The organism is Ferdinandcohnia sp. GQ5 (genome assembly GCF_059759275.1).
In genome coordinates this window covers 83592-109785 of sequence record NZ_JCAXEW010000001.1, presented here as the reverse complement: position 1 = coordinate 109785, position 26194 = coordinate 83592, and the positions used below count along the sequence as shown (strand labels likewise).

The window sequence follows — 26194 nt, the reverse complement described above, 5'->3', positions numbered from 1 at the left end:
TATGTCTTACAAAGAAATTGGCTATGCTTTATTGACACATGCTAAATTACATTATATAATTATCTTGAATTTAAGATATATCAACTTAAGATATTTTTTCATTATATTAGTTTACTTCGCATTGGAGAAACTAGTATTAAGACAGACTTTTGGGGGCATATAGTATGAACACTATAAAGGGAATACACCACGTCACTGCTATTACAAGTAGTGCGGAGAAAAACTATGAATTCTTCACTTATGTTTTAGGTATGAGATTAGTCAAAAAAACAGTAAACCAAGATGATATTCAGACATATCATTTATTTTTTGCCGATGATACAGGCAGCCCAGGAACAGATATGACCTTTTTCGATTTTCCAGGGATTCCAAAAGGGGTCCACGGCACAAATGAAATCTCAAAAACATCTTTCCGTGTTCCAACAGACGCTGCAATTGAATATTGGGAAAAACGTTTTAATCGATTAAATATTAAACATTTCGGTGTAAAAGAGCAATTCGGAGTGAAAACCTTATCCTTTGTTGACTTTGATGACCAATACTATCAATTAGTTTCCGATGAAAACAATAAAGGTGTACCTGCAGGAACTCCATGGCAAAAAGGACCTATTCCATTAGAATTTGCAATCACTGGTTTGGGACCGTTATTTGTACGAACTGCACATTTTGATTTCTTTAAGGAAATGCTTGAAAAAGTATTACAATTTAAAGAAATTGCTCAAGAGGGCTCTTTCCACTTATTTGAAGTAGGGGAAGGTGGAAATGGGGCACAGGTTATCGTTGAAAATAACACAATTCTACCCTCAGGACAACAAGGTTTTGGAACAGTCCATCATGCTGCTTTTCGTGTAGAAGATAAGTCAGTACTTGAAGCATGGGACAAACATCTTCGCGCCTTCGGATTCCAGACTTCAGGCTTTGTTGATCGCTTCTTCTTCGGCTCTCTTTATTCTAGAGTAGCTCCTGGAATACTATTTGAGTTTGCGACAGATGGCCCAGGGTTTATGGGCGATGAACCTTATGAAACACTCGGAGAGAAGCTTTCATTACCTCCATTTCTCGAGTCAAAGCGTGAGGCTATTGAAAGCTATGTCCGACCTATTGATACCGTAAGAAGTACAAAAGAATTTATAAAAGAATAATCCGTTATTAAGATGCCTTGTTCGATAGATCGGGGCATCTATTTGTTTTTGCGGTTTGTAATTAATGGATATATCTTAAACCAAGCAATTTCCAATCCTCATTGTACATAGGTCCAAAGGAGGGAAACCTTGCTTTTCCCTCGTTAAAATCTTCCATTCCCACTGACTATGGAAGGATTTTATCGAAACTAATCGAAATTTGTCTTATTTCGTTGTATAATTGACTGTTGTAAGACAAAAAGCTTTGAAAGGATGATGTCCAATGATGGAGTGGGCGTTAGTCATATTATTCGGTGTAGCAGCGGTGTTGCTCATTTTATCTTATGCACTTACGAAAAAGGCAAAAAAGGCAGAACAGCGTGAGCTTGAATTATATTCAATTAGTTTTATGGAAGAAATTAATAAGCTACAGCAGCAAATAAGAAATCTCGAATTAGATAATGAAATTCTTAAAAACCAAGCAGGACTTGATACAACAGATATTGAACAACACGAATTACTTCGTGATGTACTCGATTTATATAAAAGAGGATATTCAGTATCAAGTATTGCAACTGAAAAGAATTTAAGTGAAATCGAAGTACAAGGTATGCTGTCTCCTTTTACAAAACAAAAAGAAGGGAGAAAAGCAGCAAATGACCGTTAAAACATTAACTAGCTTTGCTTCTGGGCTTTTACTCGCTTCAGCGGTTTGTGCGGTGGTATATTTTTACGGACCACAACAAGCAACTAGTTCAGGCTCAGAGGAAAAACCAACTGTTGAAGAGCTAAAAAGTCAACTTGCTGCAGAAGGCTATGTAGTCCATACAGAAGATGAATGGAACAATGCTATTGCTGGAGCGAAAAACACAGAAAAAGTCGAAGAACAACCGAAGGAACAACCGAAAGATAAAGCCAAAGAAGAAGTGAAAGAAGAGAAGAAAGAAAAGCCCGCTGAGCCAGTTGTTCGCAAAACAGTTATTACTGTTTCCGAAGGTATGACAAGCTATGAGGTTGGAAAAGCACTTATTTCAGCTAAAATCATAAGTGGAGATGCGTGGGATTTTGCAAATCTTGTTGAGAAAAAGGGAGTAGCAAAATACCTCAAGCTTGGCTCACATGAAATAAACAGTAACATGACAACAGATGAGATTATTGCAACCATTTTTAACAAATAAATAGATCATCATGAAAAGACCAAATCACCTAAATTAGATTTGGTCTTTTTCCTATTTGTACAGCACAAGCGCCAAGCCCCAGTCACAAGCCGATTCGTCCAGAAGGTCAAAGATGAACCTACTAGCAGTCTCGAATTGTGCTTGCCGGAGGAAGTGTTAACAACGACATTTGCGAGAGGAAGTAGCAGTAGTTAGTGGATGTTTTGCTGATTGTACATTTGATTTTCGTGGAACATTACTGTGAAACAAGAAAAATCGGGAATGACATGCACTAAAATGTAGGCGTTTCACACAAAAAGTAGACAATTGTTATCATTTTGGTTGTGCTTACATATTATAGAATATAAATTAATATTAAATATTAATTTGTAAAAAGACCCTAAAATGATTTTGATGTGTTTTATAAATATGATTTATGTCAAGAATGAATGTATATTAAATATGCTAATGGGGTGATACGATATGTATACCAATAAAGCAATTCAGGTTCTTGACCGTATGCGATTATCAAATGGGGCTTATACAGCAAGCTTATCGAATGATTACAGCTATGTGTGGATTCGAGACATAGTATATACAGTTCTACCGTTTATCAATGAACCATCTGAAAGATATGCAAAAGCCTATCATGCTTTATTAGATATGTTTAAAAGCTACGAGTGGAAAATTGATATCCATCGGAAAAAGAAACCAATTTATTTATTTGAATATATCCATTCACGCTATTCAACCGACTTAAAAGAAATGCCTGTTGAATGGGGGCATGCCCAAAATGATGCAATCGGCGCCTTTCTATGGGGTGTTGGAGAAGGATACCGTCTAGGACAAAAAGTAATCCGAGATAAAAAGGATATAGAAATCATACAAAAGCTTGTTGATTATCTAGAATGCTTGCAATATTGGCAAGCAAAGGATAATGGCATGTGGGAAGAAAACATGGAAGTCCACGCCTCAAGCATTGGTGCCTGTGTAGCTGGACTTAATGCCGTAAAGATTCTTGTAAACGTAAACGATGATCTGATTAAGAAAGGAGAGGAAGCTCTACGGAATTTATTACCTCGTGAAAGCGAAACAAAAGATACTGATTTAGCGTTGCTTAGCCTCGTATTCCCATATCGTGTGGTTGACCGTGATACTGCCATTAAGATTGTTGAAACCGTTTCCTCAAAATTAGAGCGTAATTATGGTGTCATTCGATATGAAAACGATCAGTATTATAATGAAGGTAAAGAAGCTGAATGGTGCTTTGGATTCCCATGGTTGGGACTTTGCTACCTTGAATTAGGGCAATTTCATAAAGCAAGTGAATATATAGCTAAAACAAAGAGAGTTGTTCCTGATAATTGGGAGGTTCCTGAACTCTATGTAGGAGGAACGAATAGACCGAATGGAAACACTCCATTAGCATGGTCAGTTGCGATGTCCTATATTTTCCTCACAAAAATAGAAGATATGTCTCAACAAATGATTTCTTAGAAAGCTGCGTTTGCAGCTTTTTTTAATGATGATATATTTGTCTACCCCGTTTGAACTACAAGTTAACACTATTTCGGAAAAATAAAAACCCCGATAATCAGATATGCTTTTACATTATTTTGCAATATCAAAATTTCACTTAAAAATGTAAAAATTTATCAAAAAACCCTTACCTATTGTAAACGGTTTCAACAACTTGTTGATTTTTTATCTTCACGAAAATAATAATTTTCTTCAAATTCTACCTAATCCGACAATAAAAAACATTATTCGCTAAAGGAATATTTCAACCTTAAAACGAATTAATATAATAAAGTGAAAAAATAATACCAAAATTGCGTTTATTCAGTTTTATACTATGGTTTTATTGTTTTTTATTTATTTTCATACAAATGACATAAGTTTTTGGTATTACACGCGTTCTCTATACATATATCAAAAGGAGGATATCAAGGTGAAATCAATCGCTGAAAAAGAGGTTGAACTTTTTCCAAGTGACTTCGATCTTTATTTATTTCACGAAGGAACTTTATTAGAAGCCTATAACATGCTTGGAGCACACGTCATGTCCTATAAAGGAGAAGATGGAGTACGCTTTTCTGTATGGGCACCTCATGCAAAATCCGTATCAGTTGTTGGGGATTTCAACAAATGGGAGGGCAGTGAACATGCCCTTGAAATGATTCCGAATTCAGGGGTATGGATTGGATTTATTCCAGGATTACGAGTAGGTGACATTTATAAGTACGAAATCATCACTGCTAATGGAGAAAAAAAGCTAAAAGCGGACCCTTTTGCATTCTCTTCTGAAGTAAGACCAAACACCGCATCTGTTGTAACAAGACTTGACCAGTATGAGTGGAATGATAAGAAATGGTTGAGGAATCGCGAAAAAGCTGATTCGTATAATAATCCAATGCTTATTTATGAATTACATACAGGTTCTTGGAAAAAGAAAGAGGATGGCAGCTTTTATACATATCGGGAGCTTGCTGACGATGTGATTGACTATGTTGTTGAACATGGGTTTACACATATTGAATTAATGCCCATTATGGAGCATCCATTTGACTTATCGTGGGGCTACCAGATAACAGGGTTTTATTCGGTAACAAGTAGGCATGGTAGTCCTGAAGACTTTATGTATTTTGTAGATCAATGTCATCAAAAAGGCATTGGTGTCATACTCGATTGGGTTCCTGTACATTTCTGCCGTGATGAACACGGATTAGGAAAATTTGATGGGACTCCTCTTTTTGAGTCATCCGATTCAAAAAGAGCAGACCGACCATTATGGGGTACGTATAGCTTTGATTTTACAAAAATGGAGATTCATAGTTTCTTATTATCAAATCTCGCTTTTTGGATGGATATGTACCATATTGATGGCTTTCGTATTGACGCCGTATCTTCATTAATTTTCCTTAACCACGACAACCCGCAACAAGAAAAGCTATTTAATCAATTTGGTGGCGAAGAAAATTTGGAGGCAATTGAATTTATTAAAAAAGCCAATGAAGCCATCTTTAAACGATATCCAGGCGTGCTAATGATTGCAGAGGAAGCAACCGATTATCCTCTTGTAACTGCACCAACTTCTGAGGGTGGATTAGGCTTTAATTATAAATGGAATATGGGCTGGGTAAATGACGTCCTTAAATACATGCGTCTTCACCCTTCCGACAGACGTTATCATCATAATTTATTAACTTTTTCTTTCTTCTATGCGTTTTCGGAAAATTTTGTTTTACCTTTTTCACATGACGATGTTGTTCACGGGAAAAAATCCCTTTTAGATAAGATGCCAGGTGACTACTGGCAGAAGTTTGCAAATTTACGTTTATTATATGGGTACTTAATGACCCACCCTGGAAAGAAACTTCTTTTTATGGGAGGAGAGTTTGGTCAATTCTCTGAGTGGAAGGAGCTTGAGGAACTAGATTGGATGCTTCTAAACTATGATTCTCATACTAAGCTTCAGTCCTATTTTAAAGAGCTTCAGCATTTTTATCGCATGAATTCTAGCCTTTGGAGACTGGATCATGAACAAGAAGGGTTTGAATGGATTGACCCGGATAATAACGACCAATCTGTGATTACCTTCATGAGACATGGAAAGCGCAAGGGTGATTATTCAATCATCGTTTGTAACTTCTCTACAGAGGTCTATGAAAATTATCGTATTGGCGTCCCATCAACTGGGAGTTATATAGAATTATTTAATAGTGATTCAGTGGAATTTGGAGGCTCTGGTCAGATTAATGCAGAATCTTTATCAGTTGATAAGACGCCAGCTCATAATCAACCATACAGCATAACAATTAAAGTTCCACCTTTAGCAATTAGTATCTTCAGAAAAGAGACAAAAAAGAGAAAAAGAGGTGTCGTCAAAAAATGAGGTCAAAGAAGTGGATTGCAGTTGTATTAGCAGGTGGTCAAGGGTCAAGATTGGGGGAATTAACAACGACTCTTGCCAAACCCGCTGTTCCGTTTGGTGGGAAATACAGAATTATTGATTTTCCTTTAAGTAATTGTACTCATTCAGGTATTGATACAGTTGGCGTCATTACCCAATACCGTCCACATGTACTCAATAATTATGTTAGTAATGGACGTCCTTGGGATTTAGATCGGAACAATGGGGGAGTAACAGTCCTTCCGCCATATCTTGGAAAACATGGCGGAGATTGGTACAAAGGAACTGCCAATGCAGTCTACCAAAATACCCATTATATCGAGCAATACGATCCAGAATATGTACTCATTTTATCTGGCGATCATATTTACAAGATGGACTATAGTAAGATGCTTAGCTTTCATCTTGAAAAAGATGCTGCTGCAACCATTGCGGTTATCGAAGTGCCTTGGGCAGAAGCAAGTCGCTTTGGAATCATGAATACGAATGACGAAAAGAGAATTGTTGAATTTGATGAGAAACCAGCGAATCCAAAGAGCAATCTTGCATCAATGGGAATTTACTTATTCAAATGGAAACTATTAAAACAGTATTTAGTTGAAGATGAAAGAAATATTCATTCTTCAAATGATTTTGGGAAGGACATTATCCCAAAATTACTTGCTGATGATAATCAGTTGTATGCCTACCAGTTTGATAGCTATTGGAAGGATGTTGGGACCATCGAAAGCCTTTGGGAAGCGCATATGGACTTGTTAGATGATGCTCCAGGCTTTGATTTACATGATCCAAGCTGGCCTTTTTTTACCGGGATTGCAACTCATCCACCACAACTTATATCAGCAACTGCAGATGTATCTCAATCATTGATAAATGAAGGATGTACCGTCGAAGGAACGATTGACCACTCGGTGCTCTCATACAATGTACAGGTTGGAGAGAATTCAGTCATTAAAGACTCTGTGATTATGCCGAATGTGCAAATCGGTAGGAATGTAACGATTCATAAAGCAATAATCGCAAGTGATTTATGTATTCCAGATGGAGCGCATATTGGGTCTGATGCCCCAGACGCTGCCATAACATTAATTGGAGATGAAAACACTGTAAGACCCTTAACCGTAATTAAGTAAATATCACACAAGGAGCGATTGGGATTGGAACGAGTAATTGGCGTAATAAATTTAGTAAATGATAAACAATATTTAAAAGAATTAACACAACATCGTTGTTTTGCAGCAGTACCATTCGGTGGAAGATATCGATTAATCGATTTTACAATGTCCAATTTTATTAACGCTCAAATTAAAAAGGTTGGCATATTCACAAAGGACAAATATCGTTCAATCATGGATCATCTCGGTAACGGGAAGGAATGGGACCTTGATCGACGAAATGGGGGATTGTTTATTTTACCTCCAATTCACCCAGACAAAAGTATAGTAGGTGATGTTCAGCAATTTTATGATCACCTTGAATTTTTCAAGCGATCCCATGAGGACACTGTGATTTTATCTCCTGGTCATCATGTTTATAAAATTAACTTTAATGAAGTTATCAAAAAACATAGAGAAAGTGGTGCGGATATTACTGTCGTTTATAAGGATTATGATGGAGAACCTGTCGATAAACCAATCTATCATAAATGTATTCTAGATGCTGATGACACAGTGACAAACCTCGAACTCTATACAATTCCAAAACAGGGAGATCCTGTGTGTACGGAAACTTTTGTTTTTTCAAAGAAATTATTAATTGAACTTATTACAAAGTGCTATGAAAATGGGGAATATGATTTTATTCGAGATGTCGTTAAAGCGAATTTACAACATCTTAATGTAAACAGCTATCATTTTAAAGGTTATATGCCATTTATTCATTCCATTTCGAGCTATTATAAAACGAATATGGATTTCTTAAACCCACAAGTGACAAAGGAATTCTTTTTCGATAACTGGGAGATCTATACAAAAACCAAGCATGAGCCACCCGTCAAATACTCGACAACATCTAATGTAAGCAATTCGTTAATTGCAAACGGTAGTGATATAGAGGGAACTGTCGAGAATAGTATTATTTTCCGTGGGGTCAAAATACGCAAAGGGGCAACTGTTAAAAATAGTATTATCATGCAGAAGAGTGTCATTGACGAAGGCACATACCTAGAAAATGTCATTACAGATAAACAAGTAAACATCACTTCAGAAAAAGTAATCGTTGGGGAACTTTCTCCAACTGTGATAAAAAAAGCTGATATTATCTAATGGGGGAAAATCATGAACGTATTATTCGCAGCATCAGAGTGTGCTCCATTTATTAAAACAGGCGGACTAGGGGATGTAATAGGGGCTTTACCGAATGCACTTCAACAGGAAGGGGTACATGTAAGTGTTATCCTCCCTAAATATGGAGATTTAGCTGATAAATATAAGGAACAGCTAGTTTTAGAACGAATCATCGAGGTGCCATTAGGTTGGCGCAGACAATATTGTGGGATTGAAAAATTAGTCCACAACGGAATTAGCTATTACTTTTTAGATAATGAATATTATTTTAAGCGCTATGGGAGTTACGGCTTTTATGATGATGGGGAGCGATTTGCTTTCTTTTCAAGAGCTGTACTTGAAGCTATTCCCTTTCTAGATAAAAAGCCAGATGTCATTCATTGTCATGACTGGCAAGCTGGACCGATTCCACTTTTATTAAAAGCTCACTACTCGAATCAACCAGACTATCAGGGGATTAAAACAGTATTTACGATTCATAATTTACGCTATCAAGGCGTATTCCCAAAATCTGTTTTAAGTGAATTACTTGATGTAAGTGATCGCTATTTTCATATAGATGGAGTGGAATTTTACGGCAATGTAAGCTATCTGAAAGCAGGATTAGCTTTCAGTGACTCGATAACGACCGTTAGCCCTACCTATGCAAATGAAATCCAGACTCCTTATTTTGGAGAACAATTAGATGGATATTTGCGAAAACGGAATTTTGAATTGCATGGAATTGTCAATGGAATTGACCATAAAGCATATAATCCCGCTTCAGATCGTGAACTATTTACCTATTATGATTCATATGAAGGTAAAATGAAAAATAAACGAGCACTACAGGAGCAACTTGGGCTTCCAGTGAACGAACAGGTTCCTGTGATTTCCATGATTACACGCCTTGTAGATCAAAAGGGAATTGACCTTGTTTTACACGTGTTTGAAGAAATACTTAACCAAAATGTGCAATTTGTTTTACTTGGAACGGGTGAGCGCCATTATGAGGATGCTTTCCGTGAAATGGCATATCGGTATCCAACGAAGGTTTCTTCGAATATCTTTTTTGACGAAGGACTTTCACGAAAAGTATATGCTGGTTCAGATTTGTTCCTAATGCCGTCACAGTTTGAGCCTTGTGGGATTGGTCAGTTACTAGCATTCCGCTATGGGACATTGCCTCTTGTAAGAGAAACAGGTGGGCTTAAAGATACAGTCCAACCATACAATGAATTTACAGACCAAGGAAACGGCTTCAGTTTTACTAATTACAATGCCCATGACATGCTATATACAATTGAGCGTGCGATTTGGTTCTACCGATTCCAACCAAAAAAATGGAAAGAGCTTTCTGAAAAAGCATTAAAACTTGATTTTAGTTGGGGAGCCTCTTCAAAGGAATATGTAAAACTGTATGAAGAACTACTACAATTTGCTCTGGTATAAGCTAAAAAAACGTTAGGGGCACACCCTAACGTTTTTACCGTTTACGACCTAATTGTGTGAGTGCGATTCGTCTTAGCGATGAACTGCTAAAATCAGTTGCATTTCTTTTTCTCACCCGTTCACGGATCGGGTTTTCATTTGAGGGTAATTTTTCATCAATGTTCTCAATCACAGGGAAATCCTCCAATCTTATGGAGTAATATTCCCTAGATAAAAATTTTTTATATCAAAGGAAAATAATGTTCATAACGTGGATTGTAATAGTAGGGCGGTCTTGTTCCAATTTGTGGCAAATCAAAGCTGTGGTTTATATATGATACCTCGACACGTTCTTTCGATTCGTTCATAAGCAAAAATGTCACTTCTGGACTGTAGTAATATTTCATAGTTCCAACTCCTTTTAAGTTTCCATACTTAGTTTATTCAATTCGTCCCTATAATGAGCCCGTACGCTAAGTAATGCATTCACTCTAAACTGAGTTCTACATAGACTAAATCATCCTGTATTTTATATTAGGAGGTATACCTATGTCTTGCTCTAGAGAAATAGATGGAGAGACTCAAAGCTATCCTATGTATCCGAATTATGGAAAAGTCACCCAATATAAGGACGTAGCCCTTACAGTCCCTGAACAGCGTCAGTATCGCCAACCAGGTGTCGAAGGCTTAATGGTACCGAAACCTATTGTTGATAATCCCCACTATAAAGGTAGTGGCAAGCTAAAAGGAAAAGTTACGTTAATCACAGGTGGAGATAGCGGGATTGGAGCCGCTTGCGCAATTGCCTTTGCAAAGGAAGGAGCAGACGTTGCTATTTCTTATTTAGATGAACATGAGGATGCGAATCGTACAAAATCAATGATAGAAGAGATGGGTCAACGCTGTTTGCTTTTACCCGGTGACCTACGTGAAAAAGAGATATGTATTGATATTGTAGAAAAGACCGTTCAAGCCTTCGGTAAGCTTGACATTCTGGTCAACCATGTCGGTATTCAATTCCAGCAGTCAAGTCTTCTTGATATTTCGGATGAACAGTTTGATGATACCTTCAAGGTTAATGTATATTCTTATTTTTATACAACAAGAGCCGCATTAAAACATTTAAAAACCGGCAGTTCCATCATCAATACAACATCAGTAGTGGCTTATTATGGTCATGATCAACTACTTGATTACACCATGACAAAAGCCGCGATAGTCGGCTTTACTCGTGCCCTTGCTAATAATTTGGTATCCAAAGGAATACGTGTAAATGCTGTAGCGCCAGGTAGAGTCTGGACGCCACTAATTCCATCAAGCTTTTCACCAGACCAAGTCACACTCGCTGGTAATCCAATGGACCGCCAAGGACAGCCATTTGAACTTGCGCCTGCTTATGTGTACCTTGCTACTGATGATTCCCGTTTTGTTACTGGTCAAACGATACATGTTAATGGTGGACAAATCACATCATCCTAAAAAAGTGATTCAATTGAGAATCACTTTTTTGTTTTCAACACTATTCATCTTTTTTAATCATTACATTTTGTGGCCGCTTTGGATGTCCATTCTTACCTTCGTCATCTGGACCTGTTAAGGTATTTCTTTTATCTAATACCTTCCCGGTAAATTCGACTGGATTGCGATTTGCCATTTTTTTCACCTCCATCTGTTAGGATGGATGGAAATTGAAATAACATTACAATTTTATTTTTTTAACGTGTAGTAATCGTCTATAGTCGTCTCTGCAATTGATTCATAAAGTGTGTTCGTTAGGTTATTTGACCCTTTTGAATCTAAGCCTAATTCCCAAATCATCATTCCACCAAAACCATGTTTTAACGCAAGCTTTGTTTTTCTTGTCATCATCGATTGGCCGTTATAATAATACGTTGTACCATTCATATTAACCGAATCCTTTACGGCATTGTCAGGATTACTTTCCACGATTGCTTCGTAGGAAACCTGTTTGATGTTTGGGTCAGCTGGCTGCGCATAAAATGGAACACCAAGGACAAGCTTTTCTTTTGGCAGCTTGTGAGTATCAAATAAATCTGCCCAGTAACCTACGATGCTTTCTGTAAATGGGTAGGGTGATAAATTCTGAGCATGATAACCACCGTCCCATTGGCCATCATATGCCATAATATTTACATAGTCTACATATTGAAACATGGCTGTCTCATATTTCACGTAAGCTAATTCAGTTAAGGTTTGGCCATGGATTTTTGAGTGAACCGCAATGGATAACTCTTTATTCTTATCGTGTAGCTTATTACCTAATGTTTTTATAAAATGATGTAAATGTTTCGCATCTGCATCTGTACGAGGGTGTTCAAAATCAATATCTATACCATCTAGATTTTCTTGTTCAACGACTTCAATGAGTTCATTCACAAGTTTTTGCTGTGAAGCTGGGTTCGCTAATGCTGCCGAAAAATAATCATAGGATTCTCCGCCATTCATATGGAACCATCCTCCAACCGCAAGCATTGCTTTAGTTTCATGCTTATGGGCATTGGCAACCATATTCTTGAGATTTTTTTCAGCATGTTCACCGGTAAACAATAATTGCCCATCCTTTGTCGGATGAACAAAGGAAAAGATAATATGGGTTAGTTTAGAATAATCAATTTGGTTGGGATCACGAAAATCCTGTATATAACCTACTAAAACGTTTGACATATTTTTATCAAGTTTTGGTTTTTCTTTTTGATTTGGTTTTTTTGAAGATTGTGGTACTTCATCACCTATTTTGGTTTCATGTTGATTTTGATTTGTTAACAACACACCTGTTAATAAACCACCAACAAAGATTATAGCCACCAAAATGCTAAGGAAGATAAATCGTTTCTTCATGATGTTGTCCTCCAAATTCAGTTTATCCTCAAATTTTAACAAATAGTCGGACCGTATAGATGTGGTAATATCATCCTATACATATATTGTTTCAGGCCTATGTAAACTAATAACAATACGTCTTTACAAGGAGCAATTCAATGAGTATTCAACTTAGTCAATACTATAATCAAGCAGTCGAAAGAGCAAAACAGATGATTATGGATGACATTAATCATTATATGGAACCAAAAGAAACGATTCCCTCATTTGAACAGTATGTCAGAGAAAGAGGGCAGTTTATCGAACAAATTTGGCTCAACGCTTGGTTAAATACAGCCGTTCATGCTTCTATATCTGAAAAGAAAGCCTATTTAGTGGAACATGGATTTGAAGTTGAGGATGTTGGTAAAAAACTGCTAAATAAATTATTTCGAACTGAAATACGTAATGTGCATCCTTATGATTTATTAGGTTGGTTAGAAGAGACCTATGCAAAACATCCTGACGAATGGCAAAAAAAGTATCAAACCGCAAGAGACGATTACGAAGCTCGAATTAAGAAGCAAATGGATCGAGAAACCAAGCGAAAATTTATTCTCAAGTTAAATTTTTATCTAAACGAAATACTTGGTGATCATTACGAAGAACTTTATCTAAGGATTCGATATTTATTAGGGAGTCATTTAGCAATTGAGATTGATCAAAAAGGGATGATTTTATCATCAGACGATGTGACGTTTGCTTCTTATCTTTATAAAGAAACTGAACTTGCACATAACCGCTATTTTTATCAAGAAAATTTGATTGAGGAATATGAAGATCTTATTTTACATCAACTCATGGATTTCGGACCAAATTGGTTAAAATCGCACTTACCTGAACATATATTTGTCGATTGCCAAAATAGCTTTCAAGAACCATTATCTGATGCATTTTTGCAGGAAGTGGCCTACGAGTATTTTCTCGACGTTCGTGATGATTTATTTGAGGATATATTAGAGGAATATGTGTCAGATCTTGTGAAGCTTATTGACATTCCATTTGAGTTGGACACACATAGACAACTCTTTTTAAAAGACATTACTGAGAGAAAAGAACGTGCCGAAAAGGAAAAAGAAGAATTAAGACGACAAAGAGAAGAAGAACAAAGAATGCTCGAGGATATATTTGGACGCGCATATAACTTATCACCAGGACGAAATATTCAGTACGTTCTTCATGTTGGCGAAACCAATACCGGGAAGACGTACCAGGCTATCCAACGAATGAAGGAAGCAAATAGTGGGGTTTATTTAGCTCCATTACGATTATTAGCACTCGAAATTTATGAAACATTGAATGAGGAAGGAGTACCCTGCAATTTAAAGACAGGAGAAGAAGAAAAGCTTGTAGAAGGGGCCAACCATCTCTCAGCAACCGTTGAAATGCTAAGAGAAAAAGATTTCTACGATGTAGTTGTAATTGATGAAGCCCAGATGATTTCCGATAAGGACAGGGGCTTTTCATGGTATAAAGCAATAACAAATGCAAATGCACAGGAGGTACATATCATTTGCAGCTTTCATGCAAAATGGATGATTCTACAGCTTCTTGGTGATTCAACTGTAGAAGTTTACGAATATCATCGAGATGTACCATTAGAGGTAGAACCGCAAGCTTTCCGTTTGAACCAAACCCGACAAGGCGATGCCTTGGTTTGTTTTTCAAGAAGAAGAGTTCTTGAGACAGCCTCCGAGTTACAACGAAGTGGACGTCGTGTGAGTATGATATACGGGAGCATGCCACCGGAAACTCGAAAAAAGCAAATCCAACGCTTTAATAATGGGGAGACAACGGTTATTGTGGCTACAGATGCAATTGGTATGGGTTTAAATCTGCCGATTAGACGGATAGTATTTTTGGAAAATGATAAATTCGACGGAACGAGAAGAAGGCTGCTAACCTCTCAGGAAGTAAAACAGATAGCAGGTCGAGCGGGAAGACGGGGAATTTATGATATCGGAAAAGTCGCTTTTACTAGTGATATCAAAACAATGACACGATTATTAGAACAAGAAGATCCCCCGCTTCAGGGCTTCGCGATCGCTCCAACAACAGCAGTTCTTGAACGTTTTCAGAAGTATTCTCGAAAAATGAGGATGTTTTTCTATCTATGGGATCAATTCAAGAGTCCAGAGGGAACGAAAAAAGCAAGTCTTTATGAGGAACGGATGCTATATGAGTTAGTTGAGGATACAATTATTGAAGCAAAGTTATCATTACCTGACCTTTATGGCTTTTTGCATCTACCATTTTCGTCAAATGAACCATCACTGCGTGCACAATGGAAGAAAGCACTCGAGGCGATTGTCGATGGTTTTCCACTGCCAGACCCGATCCTTAAAGAATCTGGACTTGAGGAGCTTGAGCTCTCCTATAAAGCGGTTGGCCTCCATTTGTTATTCCTTTATAAATTAGGGAAACAGACTGAAGCTCATTATTGGGAAAGAGTGAGGGAAGAAATTAGTGACAAGATACACGAACACTTGAAATCAGGCATTCAACCGACTAAAAGAGTATGTAAACGATGTGGAAAGAACTTACCAATTGGCTTTTCATTTGCTATTTGTAATGAATGCTATTTCGAACGGCCAAGACGTGTACAACCTAGATAATCTTTAGACAAAAAGTAGCTTTTTTGTAGCTACTTTTTTCTTTTACATACGGTTGCTTTCGCCAAATTTTACCTATAAACTAAATTAACAACTATACGAACAGGTGATTGCTATGGCTAAAACAATTGTAGAAAAATTAAACCTAACTAAATACAACAAGAAACTCCTATTAGATGTACCAGAGGGTCAAAACTACTTTGAAGGATTAACAGATTATGAAACAACTCTATCTAAGGAACATTCCTATGATCTAATTTTTGCATTTGTAATGGATTTAGAAACATTAAAGGAAATAGTTACTAAAATTATCGATCATAATCTATTAAATAAAAAAGGTTACTTTTTTGCTGCTTATCCTAACAAGGGGAATAAAGTATATGATACCTTTATTCATCGTGATGATCTGTTAAGCGGGCTTGATGCAGACGAATATGGCTACATCGGTAAAAGTGACATTAAATTTTCACGTATGGTCGGATTAGATGATGTCTTTACCGTTGTTGGTTTAAAAGAAGCAGGAAAAACTAAAAACGTAAAATCAACAAAGGCAAGCCAATGTGTTGATGATTATATTGATTTCATTCCTGCTATTGAAGAAGACCTCAAAGACACACCAGACATCCTTCGCTTTTACCAGGCATTAACTCCAGGTTATCGGAAGGATTGGGCTCGGTTTATTTATAGTGCAAAACAAGAAGCAACCAAGAAAAAACGACGTAGAGAAATGAAAATGATCCTTTCAGAAGGATATAAAACACGTGATTTATATCGCGCAAATAAAAAATAATCCAAAAGATCAACCAGACTTACTCTGGTTGATTTTTTTGTAAAAATTTAAAAATATTTGTAAAAAATTGAAACCTTTTAGCAATCTTCGCCGTCTTAATGGTTAGGGTAAAATTTGATTATTTTTAAAATCGCAATCTAATAGATTAAACAAGGATACAGTGATAGAGATATTCAATATTTACCTATCTAATGAGAATGAAAACTATAGGGGGAAGTATGTTGAAGAAAAAGAAGGTTTTAATTTGGATTTTGTCGATTATCGGAATCCTGGTAATCGCGGGTGGAGTAGCTGCCTTTTTCATAAAAGAAAAGAGTGTGGCATCAGTTGGAGAACAAATTGAGGAAGTAAATGTAACGGTACAAAAAGCGAAAGAACAAGAATTAATAGAAACGATTCTTGTAACAGGCGAAATCGTTCCTGAAGGGGAGCAAAAAGTATTCTTAAATCCAGAGCATGGAGAGATTAGCGAATATAAGGTAGAAGAAAACAAAACTGTAAAAGCTGGAGACCCGCTATTTGTCTACGATTCTTCTAAGCTAGATACGGAATTAGCTAGAGCAACTAGAGAAAGAGACTTAATTCAGGTAAGAGCTAAAACAGAACAAAATCAAATTGCGGCCCTAAATAAACGGATTGAAGTAGCAAAAAAAGAAATAGCCGCACAAAAAAACAAACTAAAAACAAAAGCTGCTGAGACACCTGAAAAGACTGAAGAAGGTACAGAACCACAACAAATAATAGAGGAACCACCAGTTGAAGACGTCAACCAACTTACAAGTGAAAAGGTTCAAATGGAGCTACAATATGAAAATACAAAATCAGAAATTACAGCAGCAAATGAACGAATCGCGGAAATTACAAATCAGAAAAAAGAAATGACAGTTGTTAGTAAAATTGATGGAATCATTGTAAAAGTGAATAAAAATATTGCATCAACCGAGACGGGTGCAACAGAGCCGGTCATACATATCATTTCGAATAAACCATATAAAGTAATAGGAACAATGAGCGAATTTGATGCAGTCAAAATTCAACAGGGACAAGAAGTAATTGTCCGTCCTAAGGTATTCAAGGATCGAGAATGGAAGGGTGTTGTCGAATCCGTTTCTCATTTTCCAAATGATGACGGAGGAGCTGGCGGAGAATTTTCGGGAATGGGTGGTGGCAATGTTACCATGTATCCTTTCAAAGTGGGAATTACAGACGACACAACTGACCTTCGTCATGGGTTCCACGTTTCATTAGAGGTTCGAATTCCTGGAACTGAGATTCTTCCTGTAATTTCGCATACAGCTATTTTGGATGAAGGTGGAGTAGCAGTTGTGTATGTATTAGTAGATGGTATCTTACAAAGACGTGAAGTTCAAACGGGGTCAATGAATGATGAATTTATCCAAGTCACTGAAGGTGTTAATAAGGATGATCTCGTGGTTTTAACACCATATGAGGGAATGTACGATGGAATGGAAGTGACCTCCTTTGATGAAGTTGAGTAAGATTACAAAGGTATATGGAAACGGGGCTCTTGAAGTACCAGTTTTACACGGGATAGATTTAACCATTGAGGACGGGGAATTTATTGCCATCATGGGACCATCTGGTTCAGGAAAATCTACCTTAATGAATATTATTGGTTTCCTGGATTCGCCAACTTCGGGCACGTTTGAATTGAACGATGAAAAAATAGGTCTTGTAAAGGATCGAAAGTTAGCAAAATTGCGTAATGAGCATATCGGTTTTGTTTTTCAACAATTTTTTCTGTTACCACGTCACAACGCACTAAAAAATGTTGAATCTCCACTTATTTATGCAGGAGTTCCGAAGCGGGAACGGATGGACAGAGCCAAACAAATGTTGGAGAAGGTCGGACTTGGAGATCGAATCAAACACTTGCCAAATCAACTCTCTGGTGGTCAAAAACAAAGGGTTGCAATTGCGAGAGCGCTTGTAAATAACCCTTCAATCGTGTTAGCAGATGAGCCAACTGGGGCTCTTGATTCTAAAACGAGTGAGCAAATAATGGAGCTAATGGTTCAACTAAATAATGAAGGTAGAACTGTTATCATTGTTACGCATGAGGATGAAGTTGCTGCATACGCAAATAGGGTTATCACTTTAAAGGATGGGTTGATAACGGATGACCAAAGGAGAAGGCTATGAGTCTATTAGAAAGCTTTAAAGTAGCATTATCCTCAATCTGGAATCATAAGATTATGTCCATTTTGACGATGCTGGGAATCATCATTGGTGTTGCGGCTGTAATCATTATTGTTGCAATCGGCCAAGGGGCCAAAACGAAAATGACAGAGGAATTATTTAGTATCGAAAAAAATGCAGTCGATATTTGGTATCAGCCAATGCCAAAAGAAGGAGAAGAAGATTCAGAAATGTTCTGGATGGAACCTGAATTAACTTCTGATGACGTCGAAACCCTTTCTGAAGTTCCAGGTGTAAAAGCAGTTATCGCTACAAACCAAGGCTGGGGGCCGTTGATTTATAATGACCAACAGGGAGAAATGGAAATTACCGGAGTAGGACCTGAGTTCTTTACAGCACGAAACATCCAAATTGTTGAGGGACGACCAATCAATGCGAGAGATAACGATGGACGAAATCGTGTAGTGATGATCGACACTGTCGCAAGGGGAAAATTCTTTAAAGATAAAGAAAATATTATCGGTGAAATCGTCGATTTGAATGGTAATCCCTATAAGTTAATCGGGGTATACGAGTCGCCAATCCCTGAGCAGTATCGGTATAATGAGTCAGGGGAAATGCTCATGCCACGAGGAGTCATTTCAATGATGTTTGGCAATCGAGAAATTGAACGTTTAGCTATAATTGCAGACAATCCAGAACGAATATCAGAAATCGGGCGTTCTGCAGCTGATACCCTAACGATGGCTAAAAAACTCGAGGATGGGATGTATACAGTAAACGATTTTTCTGAATATGAACAAGAAGTTGATACTGTTATAACAATCATGACATTAGTCATTGGTAGTATTGCAGGAATTTCATTATTAGTGGGTGGCATCGGTGTTATGAACATCATGCTCGTTTCCGTAACTGAAAGAACGAGGGAAATTGGTTTACGAAAAGCCCTTGGAGCTACTCGAGGAAGAATTTTACTGCAATTTTTAATTGAATCAGCAACATTAACCTCACTAGGGGGCATGATTGGAATCGGGCTTGCAACATTAGGGACGATTGTTGTATCTCAATTTGCACCAATCACTGCTACGGTAAGTCCAATGATTGTCATAATCGGCGTAGGCTTCTCTGCTTTCATTGGTATCATCTTTGGTATCTTACCAGCAAACAAAGCCTCAAAACTTAGTCCAATCGATGCATTACGTTACGAATAAGAGGGATAAAAAAGGAGGTGCTAACCTCCTTTTTTGTTTTGCCTGAAGGAAGTCATACATATATGTCGAAAATTTATATAGGTGAAGATTATTAAAAAAGGGTGAGAAAGCATGATTCACGAAAAACATGAACTAAAACACAAGAATGAAAAAGCTGAATTATTCACGTATCTTCTTGATAATTCGGTAAGTATTGATCCAGACCGTAAACGACCAATGATTGTCATTTGCCCTGGCGGTGGCTATGTCCATACGTCTGACCGTGAGGCAGAACCAGTTGCTATACAAATGCTAAGTAAAGGTTATCACGCGAGTGTCCTTAGATATAGTGTGGAACCATCTGTATTCCCGACAGCCCTTTGCCAATTGGCAAATGCAGTCGGTTTGATTCGTGACAATGCAGATAGCTGGAATGTTGACCCCAACAAGATTATTGTCATGGGCTTTTCAGCAGGTGGCCATCTAACTGCAAGCTTAGGAGTGTTCTGGGATAAGGAGTTTTTAACAGAACAATTATCCTATTCGAAGGATCAAATTAAACCAAATGGATTAGTCCTAAGTTACCCTGTCATTTCTTCTGGTCCTTATGCTCACGAAGGAAGCTTTAGGGCATTATTAGGAGAAAAGTTTGAGGACCAAGAGCAACGAGAATTTTTATCCTTGGAAAACCAAGTAACGCATGAAACCCCTCCCACATTTTTATGGCATACTGTATCTGATGCATCTGTTCCTGTTGAGAATAGCATGCTATTTGCACAAAGTTTATTAAAACAGAAAGTCCCGCTCGAAATGCACATTTATCCAGAAGGAGTTCATGGACTATCACTTGGAACAGAAGAAACACAGTCAAAAGGAAGAGACAATCACATTCAGCCAGAAATAGAGAATTGGATTGAAATGGCTGCAAGATGGGTGAAGGGATTATAAAAAATTAATATGCGCAAAAGAGGGTCGTTAATGGCCCTCTTTTTAATTTGCGACGAATAAGACCAATACCTTGCTATCTCTTTAATTAAATGCGTAAAATGAACAAATACTCATATACATAAATATGATTTATTCAGCTAACGATTGGAGAGATTATGTGGAGCATAATTGGGAAATTGCGTTTGATTCACTATCTAAAATAACTGTTTTATCAAACCCAAATAACGAACCAGTCACCATTATTGGTGATGCTGATGATTTAAACTGTATCGGTGTCGGTACGGATGCAGCCGTTTTTCAATCTATTGATGCCCCAGAATATGCATTTAAGAAATACGCGAAGAACAAAGTTGCCAAGGTTAAGGCTGAGGTAAATGTCTATCAGATCCTAGGGGAGTCCCGATTCTTTTCTAAGTGTTTTGCTTCTGAAGACCATTACCTTGTTTTAAGCTATGAAGAAGGGATAACTCTATATGATTGTATCCTTCAAGGAATCCATATCCCCAAACAAGTTGTAGAGGATGTGGAGGATGCAAGAGATTATGTTCGGAACAAGGGGCTAAACCCTCGTGACATCCATCTAAAAAATATTTTATTGCAAAATGGAAGAGCAAAAATAATTGATGTTTCCGAATACATTCAGCCGGGTAATGACTTTAGATGGGAACACCTAAAAAAAGGATATGAAGAGTATTATCATATGATTGACGGAAAAGCGGTTCCGTTTTGGGTCGTGGATACAGTTCGTAAGTGGTATAACCAACAAAACACATATTTCCCGTCAATAGATGACTTTATGAAAATCGTTCAGAAGCTTTTATATAGGAAGTAGAAAGAAGTTGTCAATTTTCACAAAAATACAACTATGCTGTGAATTGTTGCTTTCGTAAGGTCTAAAAAAGCACCGGAATACGACCGAATGTGTTAGAATAATGTGGAAAGCAATACAGGGTCTGGCTTCATCATTATTATAAAGCGATTATTAGTGTGGAAGTCAAAATGGAGGTAATTAATATGTATCCACTTATACTAAGACATCCTGGTCCTACTCCAATCCCTAAAAAGGTTGAACTGGCAATGGCTCAGGATATGTTTAGTCATCGTACTGAAGAATTTGTAAAGTTATACAAAGATGCCACACAACGTGTGAAACCTGTCTTTGGTACTAAGCAAGATATTTTACTACTTCCCTCGGGTGGAACAGCAGCATTAGAAGCAGCTGTGGTAAATACAGTTTCCCCTGGGGATGAGGTAGTCGTTATCACTGTAGGAGCCTTTGGAGATTATTTCGTTTCGATTTGTGAAAAATATGGCTTAACTGTACATAAATTAGCTAAAAATTGGGGTGAAGCTTGTACAAAGGAAGACCTCAATGAATTTTTGAAACCGTTATCTACTATTAAGGCCGTTTTTGCTACGTATAATGAAACCTCTACAGGAATCTTAAATCCGATTGAGCAATTGGCAGAAGAGGTGCGTAATCATTCTGACGCGCTATTTATAGTCGATGGGGTAAGCTGTATTGGAGGAGCCCCTGCTGAAATGGATCAATGGGGAATTGATATATTAGTAACAGGTTCACAAAAAGCGATGATGCTTCCACCTGGACTAGCACTTGTAGCCGTTAGTGAAAGAGCCTGGGATGTAATTGAGGCCAATAACACCACTGCTTATTATTTAAATCTATTAAGCTATCGGGAGTGGGCAGCAAAAGGAATGACGCCTAATACTCCTTCTATTTCGCTCATAATGGGGCTATCTGCTGTGTGCGATTTAATTGAAGAGGAAGGCGGATTTTCAAAAACGGTTGAACGACACGATGTCATGAAAAACATGGTTCGGGAATCTATGAAAGCCTTATCAATAGAATTATTAACGGGTGACGAGTATGCATCACCTACAATTACGGCAATTCGTGCCCCAGAAGGATTGGATCTTTCAGCCTATTTAGGACACCTTAAGAAGGAATATCACCTAGATTTCGCTGGGGGACTTGGCCATCTCCAAGGCAAGATTTTCAGATTTGGACATATGGGCTATTGCTTCCCTAGTGATGTCCTTCAAGCAGTTTCCCTAATGGAAGCAGGTTTACAGGATTTTTCTTATAACTTCAAGCCCGGTGCTGGAGTAAATGCGGCACAAAATGTATTCTTGGCCTCATTAAAAAAGTAAATGATTGTATTGCCAGACCCTATTGATGTAATTACTTAGTATAGGAAATGATAACAACTGAGTGGTTTTTCCACTCAGTTGTTTCTTTGTAGGAAATTTCTTAATTTAACTGAATATGAAACTTATTGCCTAATAAATCGTAGTACATTAATACAGAGAAATTTGCAAAAATGAAATTTCACATTCGTTTGTAATGTTTAGTTTTTTGCAGGAGGGGTTTAAATGGGAATTATTAAAGCAGCAGTTAGTGCAGTTAAAGGAAACTTAGCAGATCAATGGCTAGAGGTAATTGAACCACAGGAGATGAGTGATACAACCGTTATGTCCGTTGGTGTAAAAGTACGAGCTAAAGATCGTCGAAATCAAAACTTTAAGGGAACAGATTCCACGATTTCAAATGGTTCAATCATCCATGTGTATCCAAATCAATTTATGCTTTTAGTTGACGGAGGAAAAATTGTGGATTATACAGCAGAAGAGGGCTATTACCAAGTTGTAAACTCTTCACAACCATCCTTATTCAACGGTCAATTTGAAGAAGCTTTATACGAAACCTTCAATCGTTTTAAATTCGGTGGTGTTCCATCAACGTCTCAAAAAGTGTATTTTATTAATCTTCAAGAGATAAAAGGGATTAAATTTGGTACACGAAACCCGATAAACTACTTTGACAATTTTTATAATGCGGAATTATTTTTACGTACTCACGGGAGCTATTCTATAAAAATTGTTGACCCGCTCAAGTTTTTCATGGAAGCCATTCCTCGAAATAAATCAAATGTTGATATCAATGACATTAATGGACAATACTTATCTGAATATATGAATGCTTTGCAAACGGCAATCAATAAAATGTCCGCAGATGGGATCCGAATTTCTCATGTCACTTCAAAGGGAATGGAACTTGCAAAGTATATGGCAGAAGTTCTTGATGAAGACTGGACGCGGATGCGCGGAATGCAGGTTGAATCCGTAGGAATCAACAGTATTACGTATGATGATGAATCACAAAAACTGATAAACATGAGAAACCAAGGTGCTATGCTTCAAGACCCTTCAGTTCGTGAAGGATATGTCCAAGGTGCCATTGCAAGAGGGCTGGAGGCCGCCGGTTCCAATGATGCTGGATCGATGCAAGGATTTTTAGGCATGGGAATGGGGATGCAAGGTAGCAGTGGTTTTATGGGAGCTGCTTCTGAATCAAATCGTCAGCATATGCAACAGCAAGCAAAAAAACAGCAAAATCAACAGGTGGAAAATCCTAATCAATGGAAATGTTCTTGCGGTCAAACAAATACAGGTAATTTTTGCTCAGAATGTGGATCTCCCAAACCACAAGCTAATAAAGAAACGTGGGAATGTCAATGTGGCCAAGAAAATAAAGGGAAGTTCTGTTCAAACTGTGGCAGTAAAAAGCCTGAAGAACTAACATGTCAAACATGCGGGTTTAAACCTGCAAATCAAAATGCAAAATTCTGTCCTGAGTGTGGATCTCGTTGTGAACATAAATGATGTGCTGAATCGGGAATATTTCAGAAGAAAAAGAGGTGATAAGGGTTGGGGGTTGTAGTCTATAAATGTATTAACTGCGGGGGACCATTAGCATTCAAAGCGGAAACCCAGAATTGGACCTGTGATTATTGTTTGAGTGAATTTACAGAAGAAGACGTGAAGAATTTTATCAATAATGAAAAAGCAGAGGAAGAAGCAAAAGCAAGTAAAGAATCCCTACAACATTCAAAGGTATTAGATCAGGAATTTGATGAAAAAGCTACAGGCTATACGTGCAGCAGTTGCGGAGCAGAAATTGTAACCGATGATACCACTGCCGCAACTTTTTGTTATTATTGCCACAATCCAACGATTATCCCACGGCAATTAGAGGGAGAATATCGCCCTGAGATGGTTATTCCTTTTAAAATTAACCGTAAAAAAGCGGAAGAATTATTTATAAATTGGTGTAAGGGGAAGCCACTACTCCCCAAGTTCTTCACTTCAAATTCAGAGCTCGAAAAACTTTCAGGAATCTATGTTCCATTTTGGTTATTTGATAGTAATACTTCTGGAAAAATTGAGGGTGAAGCTAGAAGAGTTAGAACCTATACAAGAGGGGATACCAGGTATACTGAAACAAAATATTATAAGGTGATGCGGGAAGGAAAAGCAATATTCCGTGATGTACCAGCAGATGGATCTAAGAAAATGGATGATAAGCTCATGACCATCTTAGAGCCTTATGACTATAACGATTTAACCGATTTTTCAATGTCCTATTTGTCAGGCTTTTTTGCCGAAAAGTATGATATGAACCAAAATGAGGTGTACGGAAGAATTTCAAACGTTCTTCGTAATAATATCGGAACGTTACTTCAAGGTACGATTCATGGATATAGTACGGTTTCGATCCATAATGCAAACGTAAAACTCTCCAATGTTAAAGCAAAATATGTTTTATTACCCGTTTGGATGTTTACTTACCAATATAAGGGGAAGACCTATATATTTGCAATGAATGGCCAAACTGGAAAAATTGCGGGGGACTTGCCAATTAGCATTGGAAGAGCTAGTAAATGGTTTGGTATGATTTCAGCCAGTGTCTTTGCAGCCCTGTCGTTAGGAGGGTTATTTATATGGTAATGAAAAAAGTTCTCTTTATTCCATTATTCCTCCTCACGTTAATAGCTTTCGCGAGTGTTACGCTTGCTGACAACGAGCGTGTTTTTGATCAGGCAGGTTTATTCTCAGATACAGAAAAGGTAGAATTGCAGGAGCAAGCCATACAATTAACTGAACAATTTCAAATGGATATCCGTATCGTCACAACGGATGATAGTGGAGGAAAATCAGCAAGAGATTATGCAAGCGATTTTTATGATAGCCATGGATTCGGTTATGAAGGAACTGCGGATGGAATATTATATCTAATTGACATGGATAACCGGGAAGTGTATATCTTTACACGTGATCGAATTGTTGATTATTTTCCAGACGTAACCGTGGAGGAAATTCTTGACCATGTCTATCCTTATTTAACAGAAGAAGCATATGGTGAAAGTGCGAAAGCATTCTTGTCAGACCTTGAGACTACGATGAATGAAGGAATTCCTGAAGGACCATCTTCTTCTGGCGGATATGCACAATCGGATAATTCGACATCCTATTCATCAAGTACCTCCCAAGGAGAATTAGTTAAAGAACTCTTAATCTATTTTGCTATTGCAATTGGGGTTGGCGTTATTTCAGTTGGGATAATGGCGATGTACAACAGGGGGCGCTCGACGACAACAGCCCACACGTATTTAGAATCTAATTCATTTACTGTAACCAATAAAATGGACCGACATTACAATACACGAGTAACTCAACAAAAGATTCAAAGAAATTCAAATAGTGGTGGAGGATCATCTTTTTCCGGCGGCGGCAGATCTGGCGGTGGGGGAAGAGGGTTTTAAGTAAGCATGAGGAAATCATACGCCTCATGCTTTTTTCTATTCTAATAGTAAATCTCTAATTTATCAGGATAATGGTGCCGAAACTTAAAAACTATCACAATATA

General features: G+C 37.6%; 24 protein-coding genes. 20 read left to right on the top strand and 4 right to left on the bottom strand.

Features of this window, described 5'->3' with window-relative positions:
- The first annotated feature begins 164 nt into the window (after positions 1-164).
- From AC6CHV_RS00495 to glgA, 8 genes are all read left to right on the top strand, one after another.
- Entirely contained in the window at positions 165-1142 is a 978-nt protein-coding gene (locus tag AC6CHV_RS00495; protein ID WP_341331762.1) for a ring-cleaving dioxygenase, read from the top strand.
- 262 nt (positions 1143-1404) lie between these two features.
- On the top strand, positions 1405-1788 hold the full coding sequence (locus AC6CHV_RS00490) for a hypothetical protein (protein ID WP_341331763.1): 384 nt from the start codon (positions 1405-1407) through the stop codon (positions 1786-1788).
- Positions 1778-2299 (top strand): hypothetical protein, encoded by a 522-nt coding sequence (locus tag AC6CHV_RS00485; protein WP_341331764.1) that lies wholly within the window; start codon positions 1778-1780, stop codon positions 2297-2299. The genes AC6CHV_RS00490 and AC6CHV_RS00485 overlap by 11 nt, the downstream gene beginning before the upstream one ends.
- Positions 2300-2761: 462 nt before the next feature.
- Complete coding sequence (locus tag AC6CHV_RS00480; protein WP_341331765.1) at positions 2762-3775, top strand: glycoside hydrolase family 15 protein; 1014 nt, start codon at positions 2762-2764, stop codon at positions 3773-3775.
- Between the two features lie 454 nt (positions 3776-4229).
- Positions 4230-6173: a 1,4-alpha-glucan branching protein GlgB gene (glgB, locus tag AC6CHV_RS00475; RefSeq protein ID WP_341331766.1), complete on the top strand. Its 1944-nt coding sequence runs from the start codon at positions 4230-4232 to the stop codon at positions 6171-6173.
- Positions 6170-7324: a glucose-1-phosphate adenylyltransferase gene (locus AC6CHV_RS00470; protein ID WP_341331767.1), complete on the top strand. Its 1155-nt coding sequence runs from the start codon at positions 6170-6172 to the stop codon at positions 7322-7324. The genes glgB and AC6CHV_RS00470 overlap by 4 nt, the downstream gene beginning before the upstream one ends.
- A 24-nt stretch (positions 7325-7348) precedes the next feature.
- Positions 7349-8455 carry a glucose-1-phosphate adenylyltransferase subunit GlgD gene (gene glgD, locus AC6CHV_RS00465; RefSeq protein WP_341331768.1) on the top strand — a complete coding sequence of 369 codons (1107 nt, stop codon included), beginning with the start codon at positions 7349-7351 and terminating at the stop codon, positions 8453-8455.
- A 12-nt stretch (positions 8456-8467) separates the two neighbouring features.
- Positions 8468-9907, top strand: a complete 1440-nt coding sequence (glgA, locus tag AC6CHV_RS00460) for a glycogen synthase GlgA (protein WP_341331769.1) — start codon at positions 8468-8470, stop codon at positions 9905-9907.
- A 34-nt stretch (positions 9908-9941) separates the two neighbouring features.
- On the opposite strand, the gene AC6CHV_RS00455 is transcribed toward glgA, so the two are convergent.
- Positions 9942-10079 carry a hypothetical protein gene (locus tag AC6CHV_RS00455; RefSeq protein WP_341331770.1) on the bottom strand — a complete coding sequence of 46 codons (138 nt, stop codon included), beginning with the start codon at positions 10077-10079 and terminating at the stop codon, positions 9942-9944.
- A 49-nt stretch (positions 10080-10128) separates the two neighbouring features.
- Positions 10129-10293, bottom strand: a complete 165-nt coding sequence (locus tag AC6CHV_RS00450; protein WP_165918252.1) for a hypothetical protein — start codon at positions 10291-10293, stop codon at positions 10129-10131.
- A 142-nt stretch (positions 10294-10435) separates the two neighbouring features.
- Between AC6CHV_RS00450 and AC6CHV_RS00445 the strand changes: the two genes are divergently transcribed.
- Positions 10436-11365, top strand: coding sequence for an SDR family oxidoreductase (locus tag AC6CHV_RS00445; protein ID WP_121448557.1), 930 nt, complete (start codon positions 10436-10438; stop codon positions 11363-11365).
- A gap of 40 nt (positions 11366-11405) precedes the next feature.
- Here the strand turns inward: AC6CHV_RS00445 and AC6CHV_RS00440 are convergent, their stop codons facing one another.
- Both AC6CHV_RS00440 and AC6CHV_RS00435 read right to left on the bottom strand, forming a co-directional pair.
- Positions 11406-11540 carry a hypothetical protein gene (locus tag AC6CHV_RS00440; protein WP_281254541.1) on the bottom strand — a complete coding sequence of 45 codons (135 nt, stop codon included), beginning with the start codon at positions 11538-11540 and terminating at the stop codon, positions 11406-11408.
- Positions 11541-11593: 53 nt separating this feature from the next.
- Positions 11594-12745 carry a glycosyl hydrolase family 18 protein gene (locus tag AC6CHV_RS00435; protein WP_341331771.1) on the bottom strand — a complete coding sequence of 384 codons (1152 nt, stop codon included), beginning with the start codon at positions 12743-12745 and terminating at the stop codon, positions 11594-11596.
- Between the two features lie 140 nt (positions 12746-12885).
- Between AC6CHV_RS00435 and AC6CHV_RS00430 the strand changes: the two genes are divergently transcribed.
- The 11 genes from AC6CHV_RS00430 (at position 12886) to AC6CHV_RS00380 (ending at position 26090) form a co-directional block, all read left to right on the top strand.
- A complete protein-coding gene (locus tag AC6CHV_RS00430; protein ID WP_341331772.1) occupies positions 12886-15381 on the top strand; it encodes a DEAD/DEAH box helicase in 2496 nt (831 codons plus the stop codon).
- A gap of 112 nt (positions 15382-15493) precedes the next feature.
- Complete coding sequence (locus AC6CHV_RS00425) at positions 15494-16168, top strand: YdeI/OmpD-associated family protein (protein WP_341331773.1); 675 nt, start codon at positions 15494-15496, stop codon at positions 16166-16168.
- 221 nt (positions 16169-16389) lie between these two features.
- Positions 16390-17667, top strand: a complete 1278-nt coding sequence (locus AC6CHV_RS00420; protein ID WP_498077852.1) for an efflux RND transporter periplasmic adaptor subunit — start codon at positions 16390-16392, stop codon at positions 17665-17667.
- On the top strand, positions 17651-18331 hold the full coding sequence (locus AC6CHV_RS00415; RefSeq protein ID WP_121448553.1) for an ATP-binding cassette domain-containing protein: 681 nt from the start codon (positions 17651-17653) through the stop codon (positions 18329-18331). Before AC6CHV_RS00420 ends, AC6CHV_RS00415 begins: the two co-directional genes overlap by 17 nt.
- Entirely contained in the window at positions 18328-19539 is a 1212-nt protein-coding gene (locus AC6CHV_RS00410) for an ABC transporter permease (protein ID WP_498077851.1), read from the top strand. Before AC6CHV_RS00415 ends, AC6CHV_RS00410 begins: the two co-directional genes overlap by 4 nt.
- A 111-nt stretch (positions 19540-19650) precedes the next feature.
- Positions 19651-20466, top strand: coding sequence for an alpha/beta hydrolase fold domain-containing protein (locus AC6CHV_RS00405; RefSeq protein ID WP_121449451.1), 816 nt, complete (start codon positions 19651-19653; stop codon positions 20464-20466).
- Between the two features lie 157 nt (positions 20467-20623).
- Positions 20624-21298, top strand: a complete 675-nt coding sequence (locus AC6CHV_RS00400) for a serine/threonine protein kinase (RefSeq protein WP_341331775.1) — start codon at positions 20624-20626, stop codon at positions 21296-21298.
- Positions 21299-21480: 182 nt separating this feature from the next.
- Positions 21481-22638, top strand: coding sequence for a pyridoxal-phosphate-dependent aminotransferase family protein (locus AC6CHV_RS00395; RefSeq protein WP_341331776.1), 1158 nt, complete (start codon positions 21481-21483; stop codon positions 22636-22638).
- A 222-nt stretch (positions 22639-22860) separates the two neighbouring features.
- Positions 22861-24150, top strand: a complete 1290-nt coding sequence (locus AC6CHV_RS00390; protein ID WP_498077850.1) for an SPFH domain-containing protein — start codon at positions 22861-22863, stop codon at positions 24148-24150.
- A 45-nt stretch (positions 24151-24195) separates the two neighbouring features.
- Positions 24196-25275, top strand: coding sequence for a TFIIB-type zinc ribbon-containing protein (locus AC6CHV_RS00385; protein WP_341331778.1), 1080 nt, complete (start codon positions 24196-24198; stop codon positions 25273-25275).
- Positions 25269-26090 (top strand): TPM domain-containing protein, encoded by an 822-nt coding sequence (locus tag AC6CHV_RS00380; RefSeq protein ID WP_498077849.1) that lies wholly within the window; start codon positions 25269-25271, stop codon positions 26088-26090. Before AC6CHV_RS00385 ends, AC6CHV_RS00380 begins: the two co-directional genes overlap by 7 nt.
- Positions 26091-26194: the final 104 nt, after the last annotated feature.